The organism is Mesorhizobium loti R88b (assembly GCF_013170845.1).
Classification (GTDB): domain Bacteria; phylum Pseudomonadota; class Alphaproteobacteria; order Rhizobiales; family Rhizobiaceae; genus Mesorhizobium; species Mesorhizobium loti_B.
This window is the reverse complement of sequence record NZ_CP033367.1, coordinates 1,407,360-1,431,820: the sequence shown is the minus strand read 5'-3', so window position 1 is coordinate 1,431,820 and position 24,461 is coordinate 1,407,360. Positions and strand designations below refer to the sequence as shown.

General features: G+C 60.9%; 21 protein-coding genes, 1 tRNA gene and 1 pseudogene. 10 read left to right on the top strand and 13 right to left on the bottom strand.

The window, feature by feature from the left end; translation table 11 throughout:
- Positions 1-2: 2 nt before the first annotated feature.
- Both proB and obgE read right to left on the bottom strand, forming a co-directional pair.
- Positions 3-1,157, bottom strand: a complete 1,155-nt coding sequence (gene proB, locus EB235_RS06915; protein WP_027031696.1) for a glutamate 5-kinase — start codon at positions 1,155-1,157, stop codon at positions 3-5.
- Between the two features lie 3 nt (positions 1,158-1,160).
- Positions 1,161-2,192, bottom strand: a complete 1,032-nt coding sequence (obgE, locus tag EB235_RS06910; RefSeq protein WP_027031697.1) for a GTPase ObgE — start codon at positions 2,190-2,192, stop codon at positions 1,161-1,163.
- A 132-nt stretch (positions 2,193-2,324) separates the two neighbouring features.
- On the opposite strand from obgE, the gene EB235_RS06905 reads away from it, so the two are divergent.
- Positions 2,325-3,194: an endonuclease/exonuclease/phosphatase family protein gene (locus EB235_RS06905; protein WP_027031698.1), complete on the top strand. Its 870-nt coding sequence runs from the start codon at positions 2,325-2,327 to the stop codon at positions 3,192-3,194.
- A 181-nt stretch (positions 3,195-3,375) separates the two neighbouring features.
- Here EB235_RS06905 and EB235_RS06900 read toward each other — a convergent pair whose 3' ends face one another.
- From EB235_RS06900 to EB235_RS06890, 3 genes are all read right to left on the bottom strand, one after another.
- The gene (locus EB235_RS06900; protein WP_027031699.1) at positions 3,376-3,963 is read right to left on the bottom strand and encodes a GNAT family N-acetyltransferase; all 588 of its coding nucleotides are present in this window, start codon (positions 3,961-3,963) and stop codon (positions 3,376-3,378) included.
- A gap of 119 nt (positions 3,964-4,082) precedes the next feature.
- Positions 4,083-4,352, bottom strand: a complete 270-nt coding sequence (gene rpmA / locus EB235_RS06895; protein WP_027031700.1) for a 50S ribosomal protein L27 — start codon at positions 4,350-4,352, stop codon at positions 4,083-4,085.
- A 98-nt stretch (positions 4,353-4,450) separates the two neighbouring features.
- Positions 4,451-5,143, bottom strand: coding sequence for a 50S ribosomal protein L21 (locus EB235_RS06890; RefSeq protein WP_027031701.1), 693 nt, complete (start codon positions 5,141-5,143; stop codon positions 4,451-4,453).
- Between the two features lie 242 nt (positions 5,144-5,385).
- Between EB235_RS06890 and EB235_RS06885 the strand changes: the two genes are divergently transcribed.
- Together EB235_RS06885 and EB235_RS06880 are read left to right on the top strand one after the other, a co-directional pair.
- Entirely contained in the window at positions 5,386-6,480 is a 1,095-nt protein-coding gene (locus tag EB235_RS06885) for a serine hydrolase domain-containing protein (RefSeq protein WP_167334880.1), read from the top strand.
- Positions 6,481-6,617: 137 nt separating this feature from the next.
- Positions 6,618-6,707: transfer RNA gene (locus EB235_RS06880), tRNA-Ser, on the top strand.
- A gap of 128 nt (positions 6,708-6,835) precedes the next feature.
- Here EB235_RS06880 and EB235_RS06875 read toward each other — a convergent pair.
- The 6 genes from EB235_RS06875 to EB235_RS06850 all read right to left on the bottom strand — a co-directional run bounded on the left by EB235_RS06875 (position 6,836) and on the right by EB235_RS06850 (position 14,511).
- Positions 6,836-7,561: a DUF1353 domain-containing protein gene (locus tag EB235_RS06875; RefSeq protein WP_080680855.1), complete on the bottom strand. Its 726-nt coding sequence runs from the start codon at positions 7,559-7,561 to the stop codon at positions 6,836-6,838.
- 93 nt (positions 7,562-7,654) lie between these two features.
- A complete protein-coding gene (locus tag EB235_RS06870; RefSeq protein WP_027031703.1) occupies positions 7,655-8,359 on the bottom strand; it encodes a hypothetical protein in 705 nt (234 codons plus the stop codon).
- A 27-nt stretch (positions 8,360-8,386) separates the two neighbouring features.
- A complete protein-coding gene (locus tag EB235_RS06865; RefSeq protein WP_032925629.1) occupies positions 8,387-10,267 on the bottom strand; it encodes a TIGR02594 family protein in 1,881 nt (626 codons plus the stop codon).
- 13 nt (positions 10,268-10,280) lie between these two features.
- Positions 10,281-11,582: a hypothetical protein gene (locus EB235_RS06860; RefSeq protein WP_155256431.1), complete on the bottom strand. Its 1,302-nt coding sequence runs from the start codon at positions 11,580-11,582 to the stop codon at positions 10,281-10,283.
- A 141-nt stretch (positions 11,583-11,723) separates the two neighbouring features.
- Positions 11,724-12,842: an alpha/beta fold hydrolase gene (locus EB235_RS06855; RefSeq protein WP_155256432.1), complete on the bottom strand. Its 1,119-nt coding sequence runs from the start codon at positions 12,840-12,842 to the stop codon at positions 11,724-11,726.
- A gap of 112 nt (positions 12,843-12,954) precedes the next feature.
- Entirely contained in the window at positions 12,955-14,511 is a 1,557-nt protein-coding gene (locus EB235_RS06850) for a peroxidase family protein (protein ID WP_032925631.1), read from the bottom strand.
- A 399-nt stretch (positions 14,512-14,910) separates the two neighbouring features.
- Between EB235_RS06850 and EB235_RS06845 the strand changes: the two genes are divergently transcribed.
- A complete protein-coding gene (locus tag EB235_RS06845) occupies positions 14,911-16,221 on the top strand; it encodes a YcaO-like family protein (protein WP_245268855.1) in 1,311 nt (436 codons plus the stop codon).
- A 26-nt stretch (positions 16,222-16,247) separates the two neighbouring features.
- Positions 16,248-18,314, top strand: coding sequence for an AfsR/SARP family transcriptional regulator (locus EB235_RS06840; protein ID WP_027031708.1), 2,067 nt, complete (start codon positions 16,248-16,250; stop codon positions 18,312-18,314).
- On the opposite strand, the gene EB235_RS06835 is transcribed toward EB235_RS06840, so the two are convergent.
- Both EB235_RS06835 and EB235_RS06830 read right to left on the bottom strand, forming a co-directional pair.
- Complete coding sequence (locus EB235_RS06835; protein ID WP_027031709.1) at positions 18,276-18,677, bottom strand: hypothetical protein; 402 nt, start codon at positions 18,675-18,677, stop codon at positions 18,276-18,278. The two genes, EB235_RS06840 and EB235_RS06835, sit on opposite strands and share 39 nt — an antisense overlap.
- Before the next feature lies 1 nt (position 18,678).
- Positions 18,679-20,424 carry a peroxidase family protein gene (locus EB235_RS06830; RefSeq protein WP_027031710.1) on the bottom strand — a complete coding sequence of 582 codons (1,746 nt, stop codon included), beginning with the start codon at positions 20,422-20,424 and terminating at the stop codon, positions 18,679-18,681.
- A 186-nt stretch (positions 20,425-20,610) separates the two neighbouring features.
- On the opposite strand from EB235_RS06830, the pseudogene EB235_RS06825 reads away from it, so the two are divergent.
- From EB235_RS06825 to EB235_RS06805, 5 genes and pseudogenes are all read left to right on the top strand, one after another.
- Positions 20,611-20,721 (top strand): annotated as a pseudogene (locus EB235_RS06825) (Atu4866 domain-containing protein); the annotation flags it as partial.
- 363 nt (positions 20,722-21,084) lie between these two features.
- Positions 21,085-21,927, top strand: coding sequence for a transporter substrate-binding domain-containing protein (locus EB235_RS06820; RefSeq protein WP_051429865.1), 843 nt, complete (start codon positions 21,085-21,087; stop codon positions 21,925-21,927).
- Positions 21,928-22,017: 90 nt separating this feature from the next.
- Positions 22,018-22,764 carry an ABC transporter permease gene (locus EB235_RS06815; protein ID WP_245268856.1) on the top strand — a complete coding sequence of 249 codons (747 nt, stop codon included), beginning with the start codon at positions 22,018-22,020 and terminating at the stop codon, positions 22,762-22,764.
- Between the two features lie 9 nt (positions 22,765-22,773).
- Positions 22,774-23,505 carry an ABC transporter permease gene (locus EB235_RS06810; protein WP_032926549.1) on the top strand — a complete coding sequence of 244 codons (732 nt, stop codon included), beginning with the start codon at positions 22,774-22,776 and terminating at the stop codon, positions 23,503-23,505.
- A complete protein-coding gene (locus EB235_RS06805) occupies positions 23,505-24,320 on the top strand; it encodes an ABC transporter ATP-binding protein (protein WP_051429713.1) in 816 nt (271 codons plus the stop codon). The genes EB235_RS06810 and EB235_RS06805 overlap by 1 nt, the downstream gene beginning before the upstream one ends.
- The last annotated feature ends 141 nt before the right edge of the window (positions 24,321-24,461 follow it).

Below are 24,461 nucleotides of genomic sequence, written 5' to 3'. Positions count from 1 at the left end.
GCTCATCCTCCGCTTATGTCGCTTCCAGCCCGTACTTGTTCATCAGAATGACTCACCACGAGGTCATCTCTGTGGATCATCGCCGAACGCGCTTCGTAACCGAGCACGTTTTCGATCTCGGCCGTCTTCAGGCCAGCGATCCTTACGGCATCGGCGGCATCATAGGCAACCAGCCCGCGCGCGATCTCGCGGCCTTCGGGCGACAGGATCGCCACCGTGTCGCCGCGCGAAAAATTGCCGCTGACCAGCTTCACGCCGGCCGGCAGCAGAGATTTGCCCGATGTCAGCGCGCCGACGGCGCCAGCATCGACGGTCAGCCGGCCGGCCGGTTCGAGCTGGCCGGCGATCCAGGTCTTGTAGCCTTTCACCGGATTGGCGCTCGGCTTGAAGAAGGTGGCACGCTCGCCGCGCTCGATCGCCATCAGCGGCGACAGCCGCGTGCCCGAGGTGATGATCATCGCGGTACCGGCGGCGGTGGCGATCTTGCCGGCGTCGAGCTTGGTGCGCATGCCGCCGCGCGACAGTTCGGAGGCCGCCGCCCCCGCCATCGCCTCGATATCGGGCGTGATGCGGTCGACCACCGGAATGAATTTTGCATCGGGGTCGCGCGCCGGCGGCGCCGTGTAGAGCCCGTCAATATCGGAGAGCAGCACCAGCAGGTCGGCGCCCATCATCGTCGCCACCCGCGCGGCCAGCCGGTCATTGTCGCCATAGCGGATTTCGGAGGTCGCCACCGTGTCATTCTCGTTGATGACCGGCACCGCCTTCATCTTGAGCAGCGTCGAGATCGTGGCGCGTGCGTTGAGGTAACGCCGGCGTTCCTCGGTGTCGCCAAGGGTCAAAAGAATCTGGCCCGACTTCAGGCTGCCCTTGCCGAGCGCATCCGACCAGGCGCCGGCCAGCGCAATCTGCCCGACGGCCGCCGCCGCCTGGCTTTCCTCGAGCTTCAGCGCCCGCTTGCCCAACCCAAGGATGGTGCGGCCAAGCGCGATGGCACCCGACGACACGACGAGGATCTCGGCGCCGCCCTGCGCGAGCACGGCGATGTCGTCGGCAAGCGAGGCGAGCCAGTCGCGCTTCAGGCCGCTCGCGCGGTCAACGAGCAACGCCGAACCGATCTTGACGGTGATGCGCCGGTATTTCTTCAGCGACTGCATGGCCTACTTGTCCCAGCGCGTCTCGACCACGGGAGTGGCCAGTGCCCGCGCCTCGGCAATCACCGTCATCAACCCCCGCAACACCGCCTCGACACCTTCGCCGGTGACGGCGGACAGCAACATCGGCGCGCGGCCGGCCGCGCGCTTCAGCGAGGCGACCTTCTTCTTGCGCGCATCGGCGTCGAGCGTGTCGACCTGGGAAAGTGCCACGATCTCGACCTTGTCGGTCAGCCCGTTGCCATAGACTTCGAGTTCGGCGCGCACGGTCTTGTAGGCCTTGCCCGGATTTTCCTCCTGCGCCGAAACCAGGTGCAGCAGCACGCGCGTGCGCTCGACATGGCCAAGGAAGCGGTCGCCGATGCCGACGCCTTCATGCGCGCCTTCGATGAGGCCGGGAATGTCGGCAATGACGAATTCGCGTGCGTCGATGCGGGCGACGCCGAGGCCGGGATGCAGCGTCGTGAACGGATAGTCGGCGATCTTCGGCTTGGCCGCGGTGACGGCGGCCAAGAAAGTCGATTTGCCGGCGTTGGGCAGCCCGACCAGCCCGGCATCGGCGATCAGCTTCAGCCGCAGCCAGATGTTGAGCTCCTCGCCGGGAAGGCCGGGATTGGCCCGGCGCGGCGCCTGGTTGGTCGAGGTCTTGAAATGCTGGTTGCCGAAACCGCCATTGCCGCCCTTGGCGAGCAGAAAACGCTGGCCGACCACGGTGAGGTCACAGATCAGCGTCTCATTGTCTTCCTCGAACACCTGGGTGCCGGCCGGCACTTTCAGGGTGACGTCGGCGCCCTTGGCGCCGGTCATGTTGCGGCCCATGCCATGCACGCCGGTCTTGGCCTTGAAATGCTGCTGGTAGCGATAGTCGATCAGCGTGTTCAGGCCGTTCACCGCTTCCAGCCAGACATCGCCGCCACGGCCGCCATCGCCGCCATCCGGCCCGCCGAACTCGATGAACTTTTCGCGCCGGAACGACACCGAACCGGCGCCTCCGTCACCGGAGCGGACATAAACCTTGGCTTGATCAAGAAATTTCATGGGATTGCAGTTTCTTTTATTGGCCTTGCGGCATTGCTCTAAACCTTGGGCCTTGCTCTAAACCAAGGCGCGGCGAAGGGCGAGGCCGTTTTGTGACGATGGCCGCGTGGGTTGGCCGGAGAAGATGTCGGAATGAAGCTTGTAACCTACAACATCCAGTACGGCATCGGCCTTGATGGGCAGTACGATGTCGCGCGCATCGCTGATGCCGTGCGCGGCGCGGATGTCATCGCCCTGCAGGAGGTCACCCGCAACAATCCGAGGAACGGCAGCCGCGACATGGTCGCCGAGATCGGCGAGGCGCTGCCCGACTATTTCGCCGTCTATGGCAGCAATTTCGAGGCCAATATCGGCTCGCGTATCGAGAACGGCCGCGCCATCACCACGACATTCCAGCTCGGCAACATGATGCTGTCGAAGACACCCATTCATCTGTCGCGCAACCTGCTTTTGCCGCGTAGCCGCAGCTTCGAGATGATGAACTTCCAGCGCGGCGCGCTGGAAGCGCTGATCGAGACGCCGCTTGGTTTCATTCGCTTCTATTCCATCCATCTCGATCATCGCAGCCCGGTCGAACGGGCCAGCCAAATCCAGTTCCTGCGTCAGCGCATGCTGAACTATGCGCTCGAAGGTGGCGCGCTGTCCGGCGTCGCCGAGATCGGCCTGCCGGAATTGCCGCATCCCGAGGCCTTTGTCGGCATGGGTGATTTCAACATGCTGGCCGGCTCGCCCGAATATGTCGAACTTGCCGGGCGGCCAGACCATGAATTCGGCATGCCGCTGACCGCTGACTTCGCCGTCGATGCCGCCATGCGCCTCAACGCCACCGGCGACGATCTCGTCAGCTGGGTCGACCCCGAAGACCCCACCAACGCCAGCCGATACAAGCGCCTCGACTATGTCTTCACCAGCGCCTCGCTTGCCCGCTCGCTGAAGCGCCTGTGGGTCGATCGGCAAGCGACCGGCTCCGACCATCTGCCGGTTTGGGTCGAACTGGGCTGACCCTAAATTCGCCCGGACCTCTGTTTTGACATCCAGGGCCATGGCGTGTCGAGATTCAGGTCAGGCTGAGCCGAAAACGTTGGTTTTCGAGAACCGGAGCGGAGCGTACTTAAAGTACGTGAGCACCGGAAGCGCAGAAAACCAGCGTTTGCAGGCCGGCCTCACCTGAATATCGACATGCCTAGAAGTGGACCCAGTTCCTGAGGCTTGTCCAGGTCTTGCGGTCAAGCCGGTAACGCTCGACCGGCACCTGGCCGGCGACGATCGAGTTCAGCATGCCCTGGCCGGCATACTGGAAGCCGCACTTGTGGATCACCCGGCGCGAGGCCGGATTGATGACCCGCGTCGAAGCATGCAGCACCTGGATCGTCGTGCTCTGGAAAGCAAGGTCGACCAGCGCGTGGGCAGCTTCCGTCGCATAGCCACGCTTCCAGTAGGGCTCGCCGATCCAGTAGCCGAGTTCCAGTCCGCGATCGGTGGTGTTCAAGCCGGCGCAGCCGACAAAGGTGTCGGTGCCGGCCAGCGTCAGCGCATAGGCGATGCCGGCGCGGCGCGACCGGGTCATGGCGAGAAAGGCACGCGCCTCGGCCTCGCCATAGGGGTGAGGCATGCGCGCCAGCATTTCGGCGACATGACGGTTGTCGGCAAGCTCGACCAGCTGGGGGACATCGGCTTCGCACGGCGCACGCATCACCATGCGCTCGGTGACCAGCACCGGGCAGTCTATCGCGTAACTTTCGTCGTCGGTGTCTTCAGCTTCGGCAACCATTTGAGTTCTCCAGGCGCAAGAAAAAGGGGAGATGGAAACCCATCTCCCCTGATCCTTTTTCTGGCTTTTCCAGACACCGGTTCCCGAGATGGGGCGCCGGTGTTCTAGTGCGGAACCGGCTACTCCGCGGCTTTGGTGATCGGGTTGACCGATACGTAGGTTCGGCCATTGGCTTTTTTGTTGAAGGTCACGGCGCCGGATTCGAGCGCAAAAAGGGTATGATCAGTGCCGATGCCGACATTGACGCCCGGATGCCAGGTCGTGCCGCGTTGACGAATGATGATGTTGCCCGGGATGACGGCTTCGCCGCCGAACTTCTTCACGCCCAGACGCTTGGAATGCGAGTCGCGACCGTTGCGCGACGAGCCGCCAGCTTTCTTGTGTGCCATCTAACTAACTCCGTTGCGCCGCAAGGCGCCTAAAAGGCCTTATGAACGCGTTCGCGTTCCGTTTCAAGTCCGATCCGGCTGATGTTTCGCCGGAAAAATTACTTCTTCGCCAGTTCCTTGGCCTGTTCGCGCCAGTCCTTGATCTGGTCGGCGCTGAAGGGCATGTGCTCGTCGATCTTGGCGACATCCTTGTCGGAGAGCTTGGCGAGCTGCGCGAAAGTGATGATGCCCTGCTCGGCGAGATCCTTGGCGGCGACCGGGCCGATGCCCTTGATCACGGTCAGGTCGTCCGGCTCGCCCTTCGGCGCCTTGAACAGCGGAGCAGCGGCCGTCTCGGCCGTCACTTCTGCCTTGGGGGCAGCTTCCTTCTTGGCCTTGGCTTCCTTCGGCGCGGCCTCGGCCTTAGCCTCGGGGGCCACTTCGGCCTTGGCTTCCTTCTTCGGTGCCTTCACCGCTGCCGTCTTCGTCGGCTTTGCGCCATCCAGCAGGATCTCGGAGATCCGCACGGTGGTCAAAAGCTGGCGATGGCCGATCTTGCGGCGCGAATTCTGGCGGCGGCGCTTCTTGAAAGCGATGACCGTGCGGTTCTTGCCCTGCTCGACGACTTCGGCGGTGACCAGAGCGCCATTGACGAACGGCGCGCCGAACGTGACATTGTCGCCCTCGCCATGCGCGAGCACGTGGCCGATTTCGACGATATCGCCGACATTGGCTTCGACTTTTTCGATCTTCAGGAGATCGTTGGCGGCAACGCGATACTGCTTACCGCCCGTTTTAATGACTGCGAACATTTTTTGCCTTTCGCTGTTCGGTCGGCCTTGATGAACCGCCTCTGGCAGTTCGGCCGTCTTTTTGTCAGTCTGCGGGTTCAAAAAACAAGCGGCGTGGAAGAACCCTCCACGCCGATTGCGCGCTGTCCCTAACCGAAGGTTTGGTGCGAGTCAAGGCAAACAGCCGTTGCCGAGACTGTTATTGGCCGGCGCGGGCCGGCCGTGTCAACATGCTCCAGCGTTTGCAGTCGGGGGAGGCTAGGATGCGTGGCTGGTCGGGACTTTGCCTCTGTTTGATGCTGCTGGCATGGCAGCCCGCGCTGGCTACACCGAATCCGGTCGCCGAAAGCGTCGACAGCGTCGTCACCGCATGGATGAAGGACCATCACATCGCCAACGCCGAAGTTGCCGTCGCGCTGCACCAGACCTTGGTCGGCTCCTACGACCATGGCTGGAAACCGACCGAACGGCACCCGATCGCCAGCCTGTCAAAAGCCCTCACCGGCGTCTGCATCGCCGGTCTCGTCGATGACAAGCGCCTGGCGTTCGCGGATACGCTGGGCAGCGTGCTGGCAGGCTATTTCAAGCGCAACAACGGCGCCGACGCGCCGACGGATCCACGTTTCACCGCCATCACCATCGACGAATTGCTGACCCATCGCGCCGGCCTGACCAAGAATGCCTTCGACGACAAGAACGACCATTCGGTAAGCGCTTCGTTCAAGTCGGCGGCACAGGCCATGCTCGACTTCGCCCCCGGCAGCACGATCTCCTACAGCGACAGTGGCTATCTCATTTTGGGCTATATCGCCCAGGTGCTCGGCAACCAGGCCTACGGCACGGCCTGCGGCAAGGTCTTCACCAGACTTGGCATGCCGGCGAATGCCGGCGTCATCGACGACACGCTGGTGGCACGAGCACCGAATGGCGGCTGGGATATTTCCGCTCAGGACTACGCCAAATTCCTCTACGCCTTCGACAAGCAGTCCGGGGTTCTCGGCCCGACGACACGCCAATGGCTCGACGCCCTGCAGGGCGATCCGGGCTATGCCAAGGGGCAGAAATCGCCGCCGACACAGGCGCCCTGCCCGCGTTTCCAGGGCACGCCTAGCTACGCCCTCGGCGTCTGCATGAAGCATACCGCCGTTGGCACGCAGTACTATCATGATGGCCTCCTGCATCATCACATGCCCGACTACCCCAAGACCGGCGGCTCTTTCTTCTTCGTCAACGAGGCCGGCTATGCCGCCGTGGTGATCTTTTCCGGCGAGAATGACGGCAAGGTCTACGGCGCCCTGGAGAAAAGCGTCATCGCGGCGATGACCGCCAAGGCCGCTTATGCCGTGCCGGGCCAATGACCGGCAAACACCGCCTTGAATCCGCTGCTTGCCCGGCAGGCCGGATGACAAGCCAAATATCGGCGGATTTGGCCTTGTAACCTGCCCGTTCAGCCGTTATCTAGTGCGCCGCGCCGGCAACGGCCGACCATGACCGCGGAGAGGTGGCAGAGTGGTCGAATGCACCGCACTCGAAATGCGGCATGGGTGCAAGCCCATCGGGGGTTCGAATCCCTCCCTCTCCGCCAACTTCCTCAGTCATCGGTAACATATTGATTTCGCCTCTATTTCTGAGGCGGTCCGAAAGCAAGGTGCCCCACGTCGGTGCCCCAAAATTAGGTTTCAGCTTACCTCACGGGGCAAGCCGACGACACATCTACTCCCTACTTCTCCAGAGATTGTCGTTCCAGTTATCAATGATGTTTTCATCCGAGTATGATTGCGGTATCGGCGGTTTAGAGGCAGCTAAGCTCTGCAGCTGTGCCAAGTTCGGATGGTTCTCATCGATGTATTTTCTTACCGATTCCACTTCATCCAAATAGCCCTTCTCAAAGCTTTTTGAAACAGATGGCGTTGAAACATTTACCTCCAATTTCCCGGGATTGGCGCACAATTGCAACTTGGGGCAAGTCTCTGTCTCTTTAATCGTCCATCGTGGACCAAATCTAACTACCGCATAATACATAAGAGATGCTTTTGTTGAATTGACACCATCTGTCAACATGGCATCATAGAATACTCTGGATACGGTCTCCCACTGCCGGAAGTGATGGGCACAATAGAAGTCGTGAATGATAGCAGCCCGTCTGTACTCCCCAGTGAAAGGCGAGCCCACAACCGACCAGAGGAACCACGGTATCGATGCGCCGTCAGTTATCAAGCCTTTCCAAGCGTACCACTCCCGGCCATTCGGATCGACGTACTTGAGATCTGAATCGAGTTCGAACTTTTTTGATTCGCTGCCGCTGTAGTCGCGAAGTACCAGGGTCCCTTCAAATCTATCCACACGCTCTTGCGCAAAAGTGTAGTTGACCTCAAGAAGCAATGCGCATGCGCTGGCAATTGTTAGCGCTGCAAGAAAGCTTGCGACGCGATTGGTCACGGTCTTCCCCTCCCCACTCTTGCCTGCAGTTTGAGCCCGACTCGCGCTTCAGTCGCGGCGAGCTCGGCTTGATATTTGCGCGGGCGGACCTTGTCATTTCTTGAGTGCGCTGGCGGCGGCGACTGCTGTCTGAAGCGCGCTTGCCAGGTCCTTGGCGACAGGCGCCACTGGCGTCGCGATGAGGCCCGCGAGCACGCAAAACAGCAGATCGCCGTGCCCGATAGGATAAAAGACGATCGAACCGCCTGCGGCTCCAAGCGCGACAGATGTCAGCATGGCAAGGAATTTCGAGGCATTGCGATATTCCTGGTCACCGCGCTCGTAGGCTGTATCGATCACAGCGCCTAGCACGGCCTCGAATTGCCCGAGAGCGCTTGCTTCCTCGGGAGCGGCAGCCTGGCTGCTGGCTTTCTTCTGCACCGCCGATTGCAACGCAGCTGGATCGACGGCGGCAACATTGGCCAGGGCCGTCGCATCGATCTGCGAAAGGCTGAGTTGAATGAGCGACTTGGCCTTGGCCTTTTGGTCATCCTTGGCGACGCCGTTCAACCAGTCCGCTCTTAGCGTCCGCAAGATCGCGTGTTTTCCGTAAGGAGTGGAACTGGACGCAAGAGCGCTCAGGAACGGGGAGAGCGCTTGCTCGATGTAACCGAATCCGAAGTTGGATGGACCGCCACCAAACAGCTTGGTCGTATCGACCAGCCCCATGGCCGCGCCGCCCAGCGCGCCAACAGCCGTGATGAGATTGACGAGATTTGGCAAGCCGCCGTTTGTCAAGGAATCGAGGATTTGCGCCATTTGTCCCTCCTGTAAAGCTGGCCTGCTTCAGGCCTCAAGCGATTTTGCCTTCTGCAACCGATCGATGATTTCCGCCGGTTGATTGGCTGGTTTTTCGACGAAACGCACGAACGCGGTAACCGCAGCTGCCAGGTCTTGCGCGTTTTTGAATTCGGGAACGCTCTTGCAGGTATCGATGATGATGTCGGTGTTTTTGGTGGCATCGAGCAGATCGTTCAGTTGGTGCCCGACGCCGAGGCCCGAGCGCATATTGAGCTGAAACAGGCCAATACTGTCTTCGCGCGACGTATGGGTTTGCTCGCTTGGATTGAGACTTGATTCCTTCCAGGCATTGGCGACCGCGGTGATCTGATGCACCGAGCCGAAACCGCTGGCGGCGAATCTATCGATGATGATTTTTGCCGCCGCTTGCTGCTTAGCGTTGAAGCGGCTGAGGTTGATGGGACCTGCGGCAACTGGCCCGGCAGCGGCCGGCTGCGCCACGTCGAGCCAGCGAATCGCAGCGACACGGGAGCGCGCGTAGGTGCTTTCCTTGACCGCATTCGTCTGGTTGCCGCCCAATAGCGTAATTGTGTCGGTGTTGCCGCTGACGAAGAAGCCGACGTGACCGGAGTCGTCCTGGTCTTCCGTTGGTGACAATACGACGACGGCGCCCTGCGGGGTGGTGCTGGCGTTGGCCGGCAATGGACTGCCCCAGCCCTTCCAGCTTGCCGCCAGCGCCGGAGCGGTCTTCGGTATGCTATCGGCTGCGACCTGGTTGCCGCTGGTCTTCATGCAAAACGAGACGAATGCAGCGCACCAGGGTGTCGCCGAGGTTTTTGCCTGGATGTTGATCGATTGGAAATAGCTGAGAATTTCGGCATCGCCGGCCGCAGTGCCTTCCTTGATGCCCTTATTTCGCTCAGCCGTCGCAACTGTCATCCATGGTGCGCCGCCCGTCCCAATGATTGCCGCAACGGTTTCGGGCGCATCCTTGGCAATAAGGTCCGCGGCGTCTCTGAGCGCTTGACCAAGCGCCGTGCTGACGCTGTTGACGAAATCGCCCACCGTCTTTGCATTGGCGTCGTTCGTTCCTGTGAGGCCGGGGCGCGCCTTGAACAAGGTCTCGATCTGGTCGTCGCGCAGGACAGCGGTGTTCTTGAGGAAGTCATTGAGCTTGCTTGCGCCCTGGGGCACTGGCGCGGCCGGCGCAACCCCGGCGCCTGCCCCGGCGATGCCCGCCTGTGCCCCATCTTGACCCTTGTCTGCCGGAGTTGCGGCGGCCGCGGCAAGACTCGTGGCCGCTTTGGGGCTGGTGGTCAGATAGGCCAGGAATATCTCTAGATAGCTCGGTAGCGGCGGATCGGCGTTGCTGCCCTGACCGGCGTCAAGTTTCACTTGGGTGATGGCCTTGGCGTCGGTGAACATCGTGAATGCAGCGCCCCAGGCCTGCGCCAGGTAATCATCCACGCTCGCGGTGCCAAAGTCGGCAGCGAGCGTGCCACCATTGGCGAGGAACGTCTGCCATTCGGCGGTGGACATTTGCAACGGCCCAACGGTGTCCGATCCCGGGATCTTGTTGCCGGCATTCACCAGTTTGCGTGCGATGTCCTGGCTTTCGAAAATCGCCCGGGCGATGACATAGTCAGCTGAAACAAACCAGGGCGCGGTCTGCGAGAGCGCATTGACCGCCCGCTCCGCGATGATGCTTTCGCGCACGAAAGCCACCTCGTCCAACACATCGCGATCTTTTACGACCAGACTGTCCTTCGATACCCACCCTGTCTGATCTCCGACCTTTACCTCGACAAAGTCGCCCGAGACATTGCCGGTACCGACAGCCGTCATGTTTCCGAAGAGGCCGACGAGAGCCGTACCGCCAGGCTTGTCGAGCAGGTCGGGGAAGCCTCTAACCAGATAGACAGTCATGACTAACCTTCAATCAGTTGGGTTTCGGGAGCTTTTTCAAGGCCGTAATCAGCGCAGGAGTGACGTGCGAACTCATCGGCGACGGCACGTCTGTGAGGGACAGCTCAACACGTGCGGCCCTGATCTTGTCGCGTAGAACCTGGCTATCGAGAGCAGGGGAGCCGGAAAGATCGCGGCCGGCCTGCGAGCGTTTCAACAAATCCGTGAAGGCGGCGAGGTTGAAGGCGTTGTTTCCAGGCTGGGCAGTATTGGCGTAGGTGAATTTCTCAAAATAGTTCCTGGCGGCGCCACAATTTGATTGCTTGTTGATGGCAAGCCGATCGTTGCGACTGATGGTGTCCCCGGACGTCGTACTCGGCGAGCCTGGCGTTGCACGATAAATTGCGATCAGTGCTTTGATCAGATCTCTCTGGGGCAGTTCGGTGCCCTTGTTGTTCTCGATACAAAGCCCACCCAGCGTAAAGTCCGCTTCCTCCTGGCTGAGGGTTTTTTCGGCAAAAAACTGTACGACTACGGGAGGGGGCGAGGCGACCGGCGCGCGTATCGGTTTCTGCGGCTTGCTGGCCGGGGTGAAAGGAACGCCTGCGCTCTGGGCCGAAATCAGCGAGTCCTTTTCCAGCCCATCGGCCCCGTTGCGCTCGAAGGTTGCGATCGTGTTGTTGATCTCGGTCTCGATCGTCATCGGCATGCACAGACGCAGATAGGAGCGCAGCGCATAGAGGGCAGCCGGCCGGTTGACGATAGCAACCTGCGGCCTGTTGGTCGAATTGCCGATGAGTTGCTCCCGGTACTCCTTCTGCCGGCTGAGGACAACGGCCTGTATGGTCGAGTGCGGCATGGTGATGATCATGCGCGAATAGACGTTGGTGAACGTACCGCTCGCCAGCCCGAACGCCGCACCAACGATGGTAATCGGATTGGCGCCAACGCCAGTCGAGCGCATGATCGTCTGCGCAGTGGTGCTGAGCTGCGACAGTTCGTCGAGCACCGGCTCGCGTGAACGCTGCGCGTCATCGAGCCAGACCAAATACGAATCGCACCGCTGGTCGATGTCGTTCATCCCGGCTTGCACGAACAGCCACCAGGTCCCCGCGTCGTAGGGACTGGAACCGCAACTGGTCACGCCGTTGGATGCCGTCGGCTGAAGACCTGCCTGCTGACAGATCTCCTCGACATAGGCATTCTGCAAGTCGGTCTGCGCCGGCAGGTTGCCAGGATTGAGCTTGGTACCGACACCGTCAGGATAGTTTTGAACGCAGCCAGCAGCAAACAGCGTCATTGCGATGGACATCGCCCACGCAACGACCGAACGCATGACCATCCGCGTCTGAGCAAAGCAACCAGCCCTCAAGTTCGTCATCCAACACCCCGGCCTTCACTGCGGAACGCTCGCGTTCCTCCTGTTCAGCATTCAAATTGGAAAAAGCGCTGTGAATCACCCATCGCCCCTCCCCGTTCAGGCCGGCTTGATGCGGTATCGCCCCTGCGAGACAGCAGCCCGGTTTCTGACCTTGTTTTGCGGGACCCCCCTGAGCACTTGGACGATATCGTTTCGGACCACGGGAAACACCCGGTAGTACTGGTGTTCTTCCGGATCCTTGGCAAAGGACGTCACATCAGCGCAGTCGATTGCGGTGACCTTGTCGCTGATCGTCGCCATATTGTCCGGACCATCGCTTCCCAGCCGCGGCCCGTTGAATTTTGTCCTGTCACTCAGAGTGTTCAGAACCCAGTCCTTCAACGAATGGTATACGGAAACCGACTGGCCGATCCTGGGCAGGAACTTCAACTTTGCCGGGTCGTCAAAAGCGTCGGCATCCTCATCGGCTGCGGCCAGCACGATCTTGTCGAAGGTTCGCCTCAGAACCGACGGGTCGGGCACATTCTGCGGCAGAGGCACCATGTCCGAGACGGCCTCGCCCGAGTGACTGGCCACCGTCGGGTCAGGCAGCCGCATAAGCGCCTGCAGCGCATTGCGAAGGACGTAATTGCCCATGCTGTGGCACAGCAGGTGGATCGGCTGGTCGCAAGCCAGATCAGGGGGCAAGGAATCCACATAATCATGCAGGCGTCGGATCGTGCGCGCGACGGCCGGACCCGACATAACAGCGGTTTTCCTGTCGTGCGTGTAGTCAGTGTAGGGTAGGGGAACGCCGAGTGGCGAACCTCGCGACGGCCAGGTGAACACGAACATATTGGCATCCAGACCATAGAACGCCGAAATCCAGCCTGCGCGCTCAATCGCGTCGGTAAAGCTGTTGCTGAACCCATGGATGAACGCGATGGTCGGTCGCTGGGACGTTTTCATGTCGTTGCGCAGGGCGTCGAATATCGTCGAGCTGCCCAGCTGCGGCTGACCGCCTTGAGCGGGAATGAGCTGCTCGTCCGCCACCTGCAGGGACCCTGCGACCATCGTGTTGGTGCGCGCGTCGAGATCAACGTCCACATCCGCGCTGCCGTAACGCACATTGAGGCCGCCAACCGGTCCGGGATCGTCTCCGAACCGGGTGATCCTGCCGCTACCGGGATCTGTGTAAGGCTGGCGATTTGTCGCGAAATAAACTTTGACGGCCACGTCTTGGCTCCGCATTTACATAGGAGAATTGACTTGGACTGCGCAGCGAGGTCGGAGATGTCTTGGCAATGCCCTTGAGGAGATGACCCATCACCTCCGCCAGGCGTGGGTTTCACCGGTAGTGAAGGGCCGGCCCGGTGCCGAGCCCGTATGAGACCAAGTCCTTTAGTCTGAAGCCTGTCCCGGTCACGGGTTGCCACAAAGGGTCGAGCGACAGGTAGGACATGCCGTCGCCGAACAGCAGTCCAAGGAACACCTCCGCCACGATACGTCCGCCCACCGGTCCAAGCTGCGGCGTGGCACGAATGCCGCCACCCGTTACCGGGATAGGCATGTCTGTCTTGTTCATTGCCGCTTCGGCAAGGACATAGGTCCAAAGTGGACAATTGTCGGCGAAGACATTGCCGTCGCCACCTTTGGCTGTGACGGCATCGATGATGGGGCCTACGACGTCGCCAGCCTCGGGGGGAGGGTCCACCGCCTTGCCGATTATGATTTCCGCATCGACCATTGGAACGATGCCCATGGCACGTGCGACGCTCTGGCCGGACGGCAGGCCGAGGAGCCAGCCCCGCAACAGATTTCGCTCGCCCAGTGAGGCCGGGGGGTCGCCCGCCACGGTTTTCGGCAGATCGTGCAGGAAACCGACGAGGGATGTGTCGATCCGGTAGGCAAATTGCAGTCGATGCATGTTTGCCGGATCTCCAGTCTCGGGAGCCGATCCACCGGCGCGTTCGTCAATATCGATGAATCGGCCCCAGTCCAGGGCGCGACCCGGCTTCATTGTCTCGAAACCGGTAAGTGCCTCTTCATGCGGTTTGCCGGCGCGTGGAAAGATCGGCAAAAGCTTGTGATCGTTCAGCCGATAACCCGGCCTTATCATCGAATGGCCAAGCCTGTAGGCGGCGACCGAAAATTCCACCGGCATGAACGGCAGGTTGCGCCAGTGGAAGTACCGCAATTGCTTTCGATCGAAGCGGCCGTCCGTCTTGAGCGCGGCAAGGACTGGTGCCGAAACGATCCTGGCCAGGAGGTCATTGACGACAACATACTGGTAGTGGAAGCGGACGAGCTGCTGGATCGCTTCAAAACCCAGGCCCGGATTGTCATCGATCATCCGGTTGTGCACTTTGAGCATCAGCCCTTGCAGCTGCGACACCAGACTGTTTTCGTCGTTACGGGGGTCGCCGATGATTGCCCGTCCGGCGAAGCGCGGCAGATCGTGTCCGTGCTGGCCACCCGCTCCTGTCATTGCATCGCCGTGGCGGAACCGTCCCTCTTTTGTGTACATGTAGGGCTGGTCGGCCGGACCCCGGCCATAGACATTGTCCAGGTTGAAGCTCGGCGTGCGGAAATCCGTCAGCCCATCGGGATCCAGCGATTTGCGCAAGGTGCTGACAGGATCGAAGGTGATGTCGTGGTCGACGAACTGGCCAAAATAGGTATAGAGCGCAGGAATCCCGCTTTCTTCGGCATCGAGCCCATCTTTCGGTTCGTCAATTTCAGCAGACATGGCGGCACCGAGAGCCTTGAGGTTACGCCGGTTGTCATGGTCGGTTGCCCCGAACGCTGCGGGGGCCAGATTTCGGAACATGCGGCCGAAGCGGCCTTCGAACAGCGGCGATCGTGTCGCATTAATGCCCCGGGGCGGAGTGCCATGCGTTCCCATTTTTGATCTCCCTGTCTTGTCGGTTGCCGATTGCAGGATGGCTTTGTGTTGAAGAATCCGCCTCCGCCGCTTCCCAGCGGCCGCGAGGCACATGACCGGCCCGCCCCAGTCATGGCCCCGCGGCGGCGCTCCGGGAGGATGCGAGTTCGCGCCGATCTTCAGTCGTCTCGATGCGTCCGGTCCGGGTGGTCTGGGCCGGCGATGGTCGAGAGGACCTCTCTGAATTGACCATTAGACCAGCCAGCGTGAAATCAGCGTGAGATGGGACCATCTTTGGCTCCCGTGTTTTTGCGGAGCCTGGACCCTCTTGCACGCAACGTTTTGTTGACCCGATCAAAATCGTAAGGCGAAAGTGGCAGACAATAGGGAAAGGTTTTCTTCAGCAGCGAGGATGGTGATTTGACCGCCGCGAATGCGTTTGAACTGGCAGCGCGATTTTGTTCACGGCCCCAAGAATTGGCGCCCGAGCAGGCTGCAATGGCACGCGGGTTGCTCGGTGCTCTCGGCTACCTTGACTCTGGTGATACAGATCCAGGCCTGTTCGTGACAAAGAACCGCCAGGGATTGCTGTCAGCAGCGGCAGATTTTGGCAACCTGTTCCGCTTGCACGCCCGCCACGCACCGGGGTTGTACTTCTTTGGTGCACAGGTACACCGCAACTGGGGAGATTCTGTCTCAGCCACTTCTGCCAGCTTCAGCGGTGTCGGCCTCACGCCGGGGCGAGCATTCGAGGCCTGCATCGGCGAGGGCATCGAATATCACAGCGAATGGCACGTGCCGCAGGGGACGATGAACCACTCGAGCGCAGATGCAGTAAGCCATTGGCAGGACGCCCGGCTGGCCGATCACCTGGACGATTTCCGTGTGCAATCCGGTTTTGGTGAAAGTGACCGGTGGGTGCCCGTGCGCCGGCTGGACGACGGCCGAAAGGGCTATTTGCCCGAGACACTTTTCATTCGCAGCGCAGCCCGAGGCGCCTGGGTGACCAGTTGCGGATGCGCCGCGGGGATGACCCACGAGGCTGCGCTGACCTCGGCGCTGCTGGAAACAATCGAGCGCGATGCTGCTGCCGCCTGGTGGCGCAGCAGGCGCGGCGGCCGGCTGATCGGACTGGAAGCGCTTGCCGGCTGGGGTGTACTCGATCTGCTTGCACGGATAAGGCAAGAGAAGTCCGGCAGATGCACCCAGTTGCTCGACATATCGGGTGAGTTTCCATCGCCTGTGATCGCGGCGCTATCCTTCGACGCGGATGGTGGCGGCCTGGCGGTCGGGCTGGCCTGCAGGCTGGACGCGGGCAGCGCTCTGAAGGCGGCGCTGCTCGAAATGTGCCAGATGGAGTTGGCTCTCGACCTGACGGCGATGAAGCGCAGGGAGCAGGGAGATGAGACACTCGATGAGGTCGAGCGCCTGCAGGCGGAGCGCTCCCAGATCCCTGCCGCAACCGACACTGGCCTCGTCTCCCACCTGTCCGGTGGCTTGCTGATGGACAAAAATGCCGAGAAGGGCTTGAATTTCGTATCCTTGGTTGGCGAAATGCTTAAAAAGCAATACCGCATATATGCTGCAGATCTGACCACGCCGATGTTTGACATTCCCGTTGCCAAAGTCTTCGTCCCTGGGCTGCAGCCTTTTCCGTCGCCGTTCCAGTCGCGCCGGCTTCGTTCCCTGATCGATCAGGCCGGCCCGAGCGGCCGTGCCGATCTTATGTAGATTGAGGCAGGGAGCTGCGGGGCAAGATGATCGGGCAAAAACCCCCAACGAAGACCGCGCCGCTGATCAGCGTCACGACACTTGACAAGGTCGCGCTGAGCCAGCTTGGGCGGGACGTCGCCTTGAGAAACCGCAAGTCGCGCGCCGTCCTTGCCTATCTTGCACTCAGTCCTCATGGCTTTGAGACACGCGAGCGTATCTGCGGCTTGCTCTGGAGTGAATCGGACGAGGCACGAGCAAGGGCCTCGCTGCGGCAAACCGTGGTCGATCTCAAGGACTGCCTGGCTGAAGTCGAAGGGGTCTTCTTCGGGGACCGGCTTAACGTGACGCTGAAGCAGTCGCTCGTCACTGTGGATGTGAGTGAGATCAGGCACGATCTGAAAACTGGCCGGATTCCTCCCATCCTTCTGGAGAGGCAGCGTGTCGCCGAAAGCTTTCTCAATGGCCTGGACGACATCGATCCTTCGTTTCGCAATTGGGTCCTTGTCCAGCGGCAATGTCTTCAGGACGAATTTATCTCATGTCTGGAAGCCATGGCCAAAGCCGCGACGGACTGGCCAGCGCTAAAGCGAGCCGGACAAGCCCTGCTCAATCTCGATCCGACCAACGAGATCGGGTGCCGGGCGGTCATGGAAGCGTCTGCCCGGATGGGCGATCAGGCAACGGCCTTGAGGGCTTATAAGGGGCTTTGGGACCTGCTTGAAACAGAGTTCGACAGCGAACCTTCAGCGGCCACGCAGGCACTGGTCAGCGACATCAAGCTCGGCACGATCGGCAGCGCGGGCAGGGGCGCTGTGACCGCAATCGCGGCCGAGGCGTTCGGGTCGCAAGCGCAACGGCTGCAAGAGCCCGCCGCCGGCGTGCTTTTGTTCGTGCGGGACTTCGAATTGGTGAGCGGTTCCGTCCGTGCGCGCAACGCCGTGCGTATTTTCCGCAGCGAACTGGTTGCGTCCCTGGTTCGGTTCCGCGACTGGGCGGTGATGGAATGGGAGGGGCAGCCACCCCGCCTCACCGAGAATGCCTATTGCATCGAGGCAACCGGGTTTCTCGACGGGCCGACATTTCGTGTCAGCATGACGCTCAAGCAGCTTGCCTCCGGGCGCTACATCTGGAGCGAGCAGTTTGTCATCGAGAACAGCCAGTGGTACCAGACCCAACAGAGGCTCATCCGCCGCATCGCCGTCGCGCTGGGTGTAAGCATGTCGTCCGAACGGCTGGTTCAGATCGCCAGCATCCCGGACCTGTCGCTGGAGCAGTTCGACCGCTGGCTGAGAGCGCAGGAGCTGATCTTTCAGTGGCGCCCGGAGTCCGAGGAACGGGCCGAGGCGCTCTTCCGATCAATCATCGCGGAGTCGCCCCAATTTGCTGCCGCCCACGCCGGGTTGGCCGGCATCATCAATTCGCGGCATCTGATCTTTCCCGGCATAGGCCGCCGACGCGAACGCCATGCCGAAGCGTTGATCTTTGCCAAGCAGGCAACCCAGATCGATCCGATAGATTCTCGAAGCCAACTGCATCTGGCGTGGTCGTACGCCATGAACGGCATTCCGCAGCAGGCGGCCATCAGCTTCCTTCTGGCCTGTGAACTCAATGGCAACGACCCTTGGACGTTGGTCTCTGCGTCTCTCGGGCTTGCCTATTGCGATGATCGCGAGAACGCGAGCCGCATAGCTACTCTGGCGTTGCAGACCGGGCTTGGGGTTTCGCAATTGCAATGGAGCTATCAGGCAGGCGTGCGGTTCCTGCTTGGCGACTATGCCGGTTGCGTCGAAGCGGCCGATCGCGCCGCCGACAGCGTGTCCTATATCGGCGGCTGGAAGGCTGCGGCTCTCGCCTTGCTCGGCAACGAGAGGGCCGCGCACGAAGAGGCCGACCGATTTTTGGCGCAGCTGAAGACGGAGTGGTTTGGCTATTCCCCTCCGGAGCCGGACAATGTGGGCACGTGGCTCATGGACAGCTTTCCGATCAGCAGTCCAGAGGCCCTCGAGACACTGCGCCGAGGGCTGGCCGGGGCTGGGATAGTCGTCAGCCATGAACAGTTGCCGGGGTCCCGCCTATCGGCAGCCCCGAATGGTGTAGTCGGCGATGCGTGAATAGAAGAAACTATCGCGGTTGAACGGCACCTTCTCGAGAATGGCATCGAAATAGAAATCCGGAATGCCGTAATCTGTCATGCCGCCCTGTTCGGTCTGAAGCTTCTTTTGCGATTGCGTCACCTGGTTGTTGGGCGGCAGCCGCAGAAAGAAGACGTGGTCATAGCCTTGGACAATCTGAATTTCCTTGTAGCGGTCGGGCACGACGACGAGTCCATCCAACTGTGCCTTGAACTCGGCCAAGTCACGCGGACGGGTGCTGGGATCCTGTGCCCATTGCACCACCTTGCGGCCGGCCGCCTCGAAGTTGAGGGTTTGTATCGGTTCGGGAAAGACGTCCAAATTATCGACGGGGTCGGCCATTTTACGCTCCAGGAGTTGTAGACGGGGTGATAAACCGGGGCCAGGCGTCGCTCAGATTGAGCGCGCTGGCGACGAAAAGAATCAGGTCGGCCATTGTTCGCGGGATGCCGGTGGGAAACAAACTGGCGGCGAGGTCTTGCGTAATTGGATCGTCTTCGATCATGGCACGCGAGGCCGCGAATCTTGCCATGAAGACATCCCCTACAATCACCGATCCGATGGTACCGAAACACAGCCCGCCCTGCTCGATCGCGGCCTCGAACAACAGCCAGAGCAACAACGGCGGATTTTCTGCCAGCTCAGTTGACTCAGCCGCGGTGAAGGCAACGGTCGATCCTTGAAGCCAGGACCGAATAGCCTGGTGCCGTTTCTCGGCATCGCCCAGCAGCGGCGAGACCGCGAGAACGGCCTGCGGTAGCTGTTGGATCAAGGCATCGAGCCTGAGCAGACCGCCAATGGCTCCTCGGACCAGATCGCTGAACAACAGTCCGGACGCATTCGGATCGGGCAGAGCAGCCTTGTCTGCTTCGCTCAACTGACTCGCCGCAGCGGGGTCGAGTGCTTTGGAATCAGGGCCAACGCAAAGGATCGGCATGCTGTAGGCACTAAGCAGCACTTGGTTGATCGTCGGCCCGATACGCCGACTGAACTGCGGCGTCGAGCCGGCAATCTGGAAGAAGTGCGACCAATCGGCAACCCAGTGTTCGGAGACCGGGAATTTATGCGGGCGCGACGAGGAGCGGTTGAGCAAGACGTTCTCTAGCCCCTCCCCTTCCGGATGCTGGTCATTAAACACATAGGAAAGCCGGACCATGGCATGACCCAAGCGATATGCCGCGTGGGAAAACTCTATCGGGACACCTTGCGGCTGCATGTCGACAAGGGGTCTGAACCCGTTCGCATGGTAGAGGTCCCAGATCGGCTTGGCGATGAGGCGCGGCAGCAAGTCGTTTTGCAGCACATTCCGGTAAATCGCCGTCGTAACCCGGCGTGCCCGGTCGAAGAGATACGCACCCGCGGGCAGTTCGACGTCGTTTTTGGGTATTCCGCTGCTGCTCAGTGTGCCGGCCACGGCATTGTGCAGGTGCAGGAAAAGCGCCGTCATTTGCGCAATGTTGGCGTTGTCGTCGCTACGCTGGTCTGCGACCAAGACATCCGTCCGGCCACTTTCGGATCCATCGCTCAGATCGCCCTGTTGAAAGCGTGGCAAGTCGCGCATGGCAAAGGGGCAGGCGCCTGCGGGCATCGCCATGGCGGCGGTCGGTGACGGCGGTGCCATCGGCCCGGTACGCATTATCGACCTGACGACTTCGCCAGGCTTGGCCACAGCATATAAACCAGGGTTCGAGAACGGTCCTCCGCCGTAAAGCACGTCGAGTAGGAGCGCCTCCTCGCGTTCGTTGCGGCGCTCTGCTTCGCGGGCCGCCAACAAGGGACTGAGCGAGGAATTTCGGATAATGTCGTGTGCGGCGAACTGAGCAAGATAGGTGTATCCCGCCGGGATCCGCTCGTTGGTTGTATTGTCACCTCCGGCGGATGCGACACTCATCCTTCGCAGCAGCTTGGCAAACAGGCACTGAGTGGCCCAGGGCGTCTCCAGTCCATGATAGAGCTTGGCTTCGTCCGCGCCGGCAGCATAGCCGAAGTTGCGAAACTGCACTTGGCGCGGATCGGCAGTGCCGGCGATGCTTTGAACATCGCCCGACACGGCCAGCCCGGCGGTAGTCGTGCCGCGATGAGCGTTCATTCCGGTTCTCCCCGTCCCTTGGCGCCTATTCCATACGTGTCGTGAAACCAGCGTGAAATGCTACTAATTTCGCGAGATCCCGATGTCCGCGATCGGCGCGGTGGCCGCGTCAGCTCGATGTTCGCGACCCCGAGGTGACGATCCCCGGAGAGCGAAGCATCGGTGGGCTGGCGAGCGACGCAAGGCGTCACGGGCAACCACATCGACTATTGAGACGACACCGGTTTCACCGCCGATGGCGACTGCATCGACGATGTCCTGCATCATGCCGGCATGATCCTCGACCGGCGCCGATGAAGCCTGTGCCGGGCCATTCGCCTTGAAACGGGCCCGAGGCTTTCAAAGTGACTTTCGCGGACTTCGCCGGTTCACGATATCTTGATGACACGCCTGGCGCTGATCGCGCCGGCCATGGCGCTCACACGAAGGCTGTAAACAGCCGGCGGGCCGCGCCGCGCGATGGCTTACTCCAGCAAGACAGTAGCTTAGCAAGGTGACCCCGCCATCGCGCCGGTGTTTTCCCCGCGCCGCAGAACTTGCACCATGCGGCGTCAGGATTGCGCTCAATGCCGAGCGGAAAACAGCCCTTGTCGGAGAATAGGGGCTAGGCTAAGCAATTGGTATCTGAGGGCTCTAAGAACAAAAATGGGAGAAAGTATCGTGACACCATCACGTTGGATTGCGCTTGCCGCGCTGGCGCTGACTTGTTCAACCCCGGCAATGGCCAAGGACTGGAAGACCGTGACGGTTGCCATGGAGGGCTCCTACGCCCCGTGGAACCAGACCGACGCCAGCGGCAAGATCGTCGGCTTCGAGGTGGACATACTGAACGACGTCTGCGCCCGCGCGAAGCTCGAATGCAACATCGTCGCGCAGGACTGGGACGGCGTTATTCCCGGCCTCACCGCGGGCAAGTTCGACGTTGTCATGGACGGCATGTCGATCACCGATGAGCGCCTGAAGACCATCGACTTCTCGATCCCCTATGCCTCATCGCCGGTGGCTTTCCTTGCCGACAAGAGTGGGCCGCTGGCGCAGCTGTCCAACAGCGGCAAGATGATCGATCTTTCCAAGGATGACGCCGAGTCCAAGGCAGCGCTCGATACGCTGCGCAAGGAGCTGACAGGCAAGAATGTCGGCCTGCAGGTTTCGACCACGGAGGCGACGTTTGCCGACAAATATCTCAAGGATGTCGCCAACGTCCATGAATACAAGACCACCGACGAGCATGACCTCGACCTGATGGCCGGGCGCCTCGACGTGGCCTTCGCCGACACCACCTACTTCCTCGGCACGCTGGCCAAGCCCGACGCCAAGGACCTGGAGTTTGTCGGACCGCAGTTCAAGGGCGGTCCTATCCTTGGACCGGGCATCGGTGCTGCCTTCCGCAAGACCGACAAGGACCTGCAGGATATCTACAACAAGGCGCTCAAGGCCGCTCTCGATGACGGCTCGGTGTCGAAATACTCAATGCAGTGGTTCAAGATCGACATTACCAAGTAATGTCGCAACGGGAGCAGCCAAGGCTGCTCCCGTTTTGCATTGAGGGGGATCAGCCCGTCGATGCGTATCTCGACGCCCGGGGAGGCGTAGGTGGACTTTCTCAACAGTCTCAAGGATCAGCTGTCGACGGCCTATGAGCTGTTGGCGGCCGGCTGGGGTTTGCAGCTGCTCTGGGGCATTGGCTGGACGCTCGCCGTCACCATGGTTTCGATGTTGATCGGCGCTGCGCTGGGATCGCTCGTGGCGGCGGCCAAGCTATCGCATCGCGGCGGACTGAGATTTATCGGCGAAAGCTACACGACCGTGTTCCGCGGTGAGCCGGAGCTTTTGATCATCTACCTTTTCTACTATGGCGGCACGCAGATCCTGACCGGGGTGGCGCGGTCCACGGGATCGATCGGTTCGACCGACATTTTGAACATGCCGAGCTTCCTCGGCGGCGTGCTCGCGGTCGGCATCATTTCGGGCGCCTATCAGGCCGAGGTCTTCCGCGGGTCGTTTCTGGCGATCCAGCGCGGCGAGCTGGAGGCGGCGCGCGCCTACGGCATGTCGGCCTGGCTGCGTTTTCGCCTCGTGATCATGCCTCAGGTCCTGCGCCTGGCGGTGCCAGGGCTGGGCAATGTGTGGCAGCTGACCATCAAGGATTCGGCTTTGATCTCGGTCACCGGCGTCGCCGAGCTTATGCTGACGGCCAACAAGGCCGCGCGTTCAACACACCATTCGCTGCTTTTCTACACTGTCGCCGGCATCCTCTACCTCGTGATGACGTCGATCTCGACGCCGATCTTCGACAAGGCCGAGCGTTACACTTCACGCAGCTTTCTGCGTCCGAAATAAGAGGTGGTGGTGGATTACAACTTCTACCTTTCGACCATGTGGAGCGTGCTGAAGGCACTGCCGCTGACGCTTGAAATCTGGTTCTTCGGCATAGCCTTCGGCCTGATCATCGCCACCGGCCTGACCTGGCTGCGGGCCTCGGGCTCCAGATCCGGCGAGTATTTCACCCGCGCCTACGTTTTCGTCTTCCGTGGGTCGCCGCTGCTGGTGCAGCTCTATCTGATCTATTTCGGACTTTCCCAGTTCGATTTTGTGCGCCACAGCCCGATCCTGTGGCCGATCCTGCGGGATCCCATGTATTGCACGATCGTCGCCATGGCTTTGAACACCGCCGCCTATGAGAGCGAGATTTTCCGCGGCGCACTCCGCGCCGTGCCGGTCGGGCAGATCGAGGCCGCCAAGGCTTTCGGCATGTCTCCATTCACACGGTTCCGCATTGTGACATTGCCCATAGCGCTCCGGCTGGCCTTGCCGGCCTATTCGACAGAGATCATCCTGATGACGAAGGCGACCGCGCTCGCTTCCGTGGTCACGATCATGGAGATGATGGGAACGGCGCAGAAGATCCAGCACGACACGTTTCGGCCGATCGAGGTGCTGACCTGCGCCGGCGTGATCTACCTGCTGCTCAACCTGTCGATTGCCCGGCTGTTTGCCTGGGTCGAGTATTCGCTTTCGCCGCATCTGCGCCCTGCGCCTGACCAGTCCCAGCAAATCAAACCCGTCCCGGAGGTGTTGTGATGTCGGCAAGTCTTGCCGCTGCCGCGAATGCGGCATCGTCCCCCCACGAGGCGCCGGCCATCAGCGTCAAGGATATGCGCAAATGCTTTGGCAATCACGAAGTGCTCAAGGGCATTTCGCTCGAGGCCCACAAGGGCGACGTCATTTCCATCCTCGGCTCGTCGGGTTCAGGCAAAAGCACGCTGCTGCGTTGCATCAATCTTCTGGAGACCCCGGACTCCGGAGAAGTGCGTGTGGATGGTGAACTCATCAAGATGAAGCCGGGGCGGGACGGCAATCAGGTGCCGGCCGATATCCGTCAGGTGGAGCGTATCCGCGCCAACCTCGCCATGGTTTTCCAGAGCTTCAATCTCTGGTCGCACATGACCGTGCTCGAGAACCTTGTCGCCGCGCCGACACATGTGCTCAAGCGGCCGCGCGCCGAATGCCTGGAGCAGGCCGAGGCATTGCTGAAGCGCGTCGGGATATGGGAGCGTCGCAACTACTATCCCCCGCATATGTCGGGCGGCCAGCAACAGCGCGCCGCCATAGCGCGCGCTTTGGCGATGAACCCCAAGGTGATGCTGTTCGACGAGCCGACATCGGCGCTCGATCCGGAACTGGTCGGCGAGGTGCTGCGGGTCATGCGCTCGCTGGCGGAGGAAGGGCGCACCATGTTGGTGGTAACGCACGAAATGAGTTTTGCCCGTGACGTGTCGAGCAAGGTGATGTTCCTTCACAAAGGCGAGGTGGATTGCCTGGGCGAACCAAAGGAGATGTTCGCGCGCGCCCCCACCCAGCAATTCGGGCAGTTTATCGCGAATTTCAACAAGTGACCTCGCCATTTCGGCAACCGAGCTTCACTTTGCCGGTGCTTCGAGGCGTACGAGCACTTGCCGATGAAAGCTGACGCCGTAAAACTTCAATTATAGTTCAGGTCGAGTGCGTTTTAAACATCCGCCCTTGCCGGATCAGCA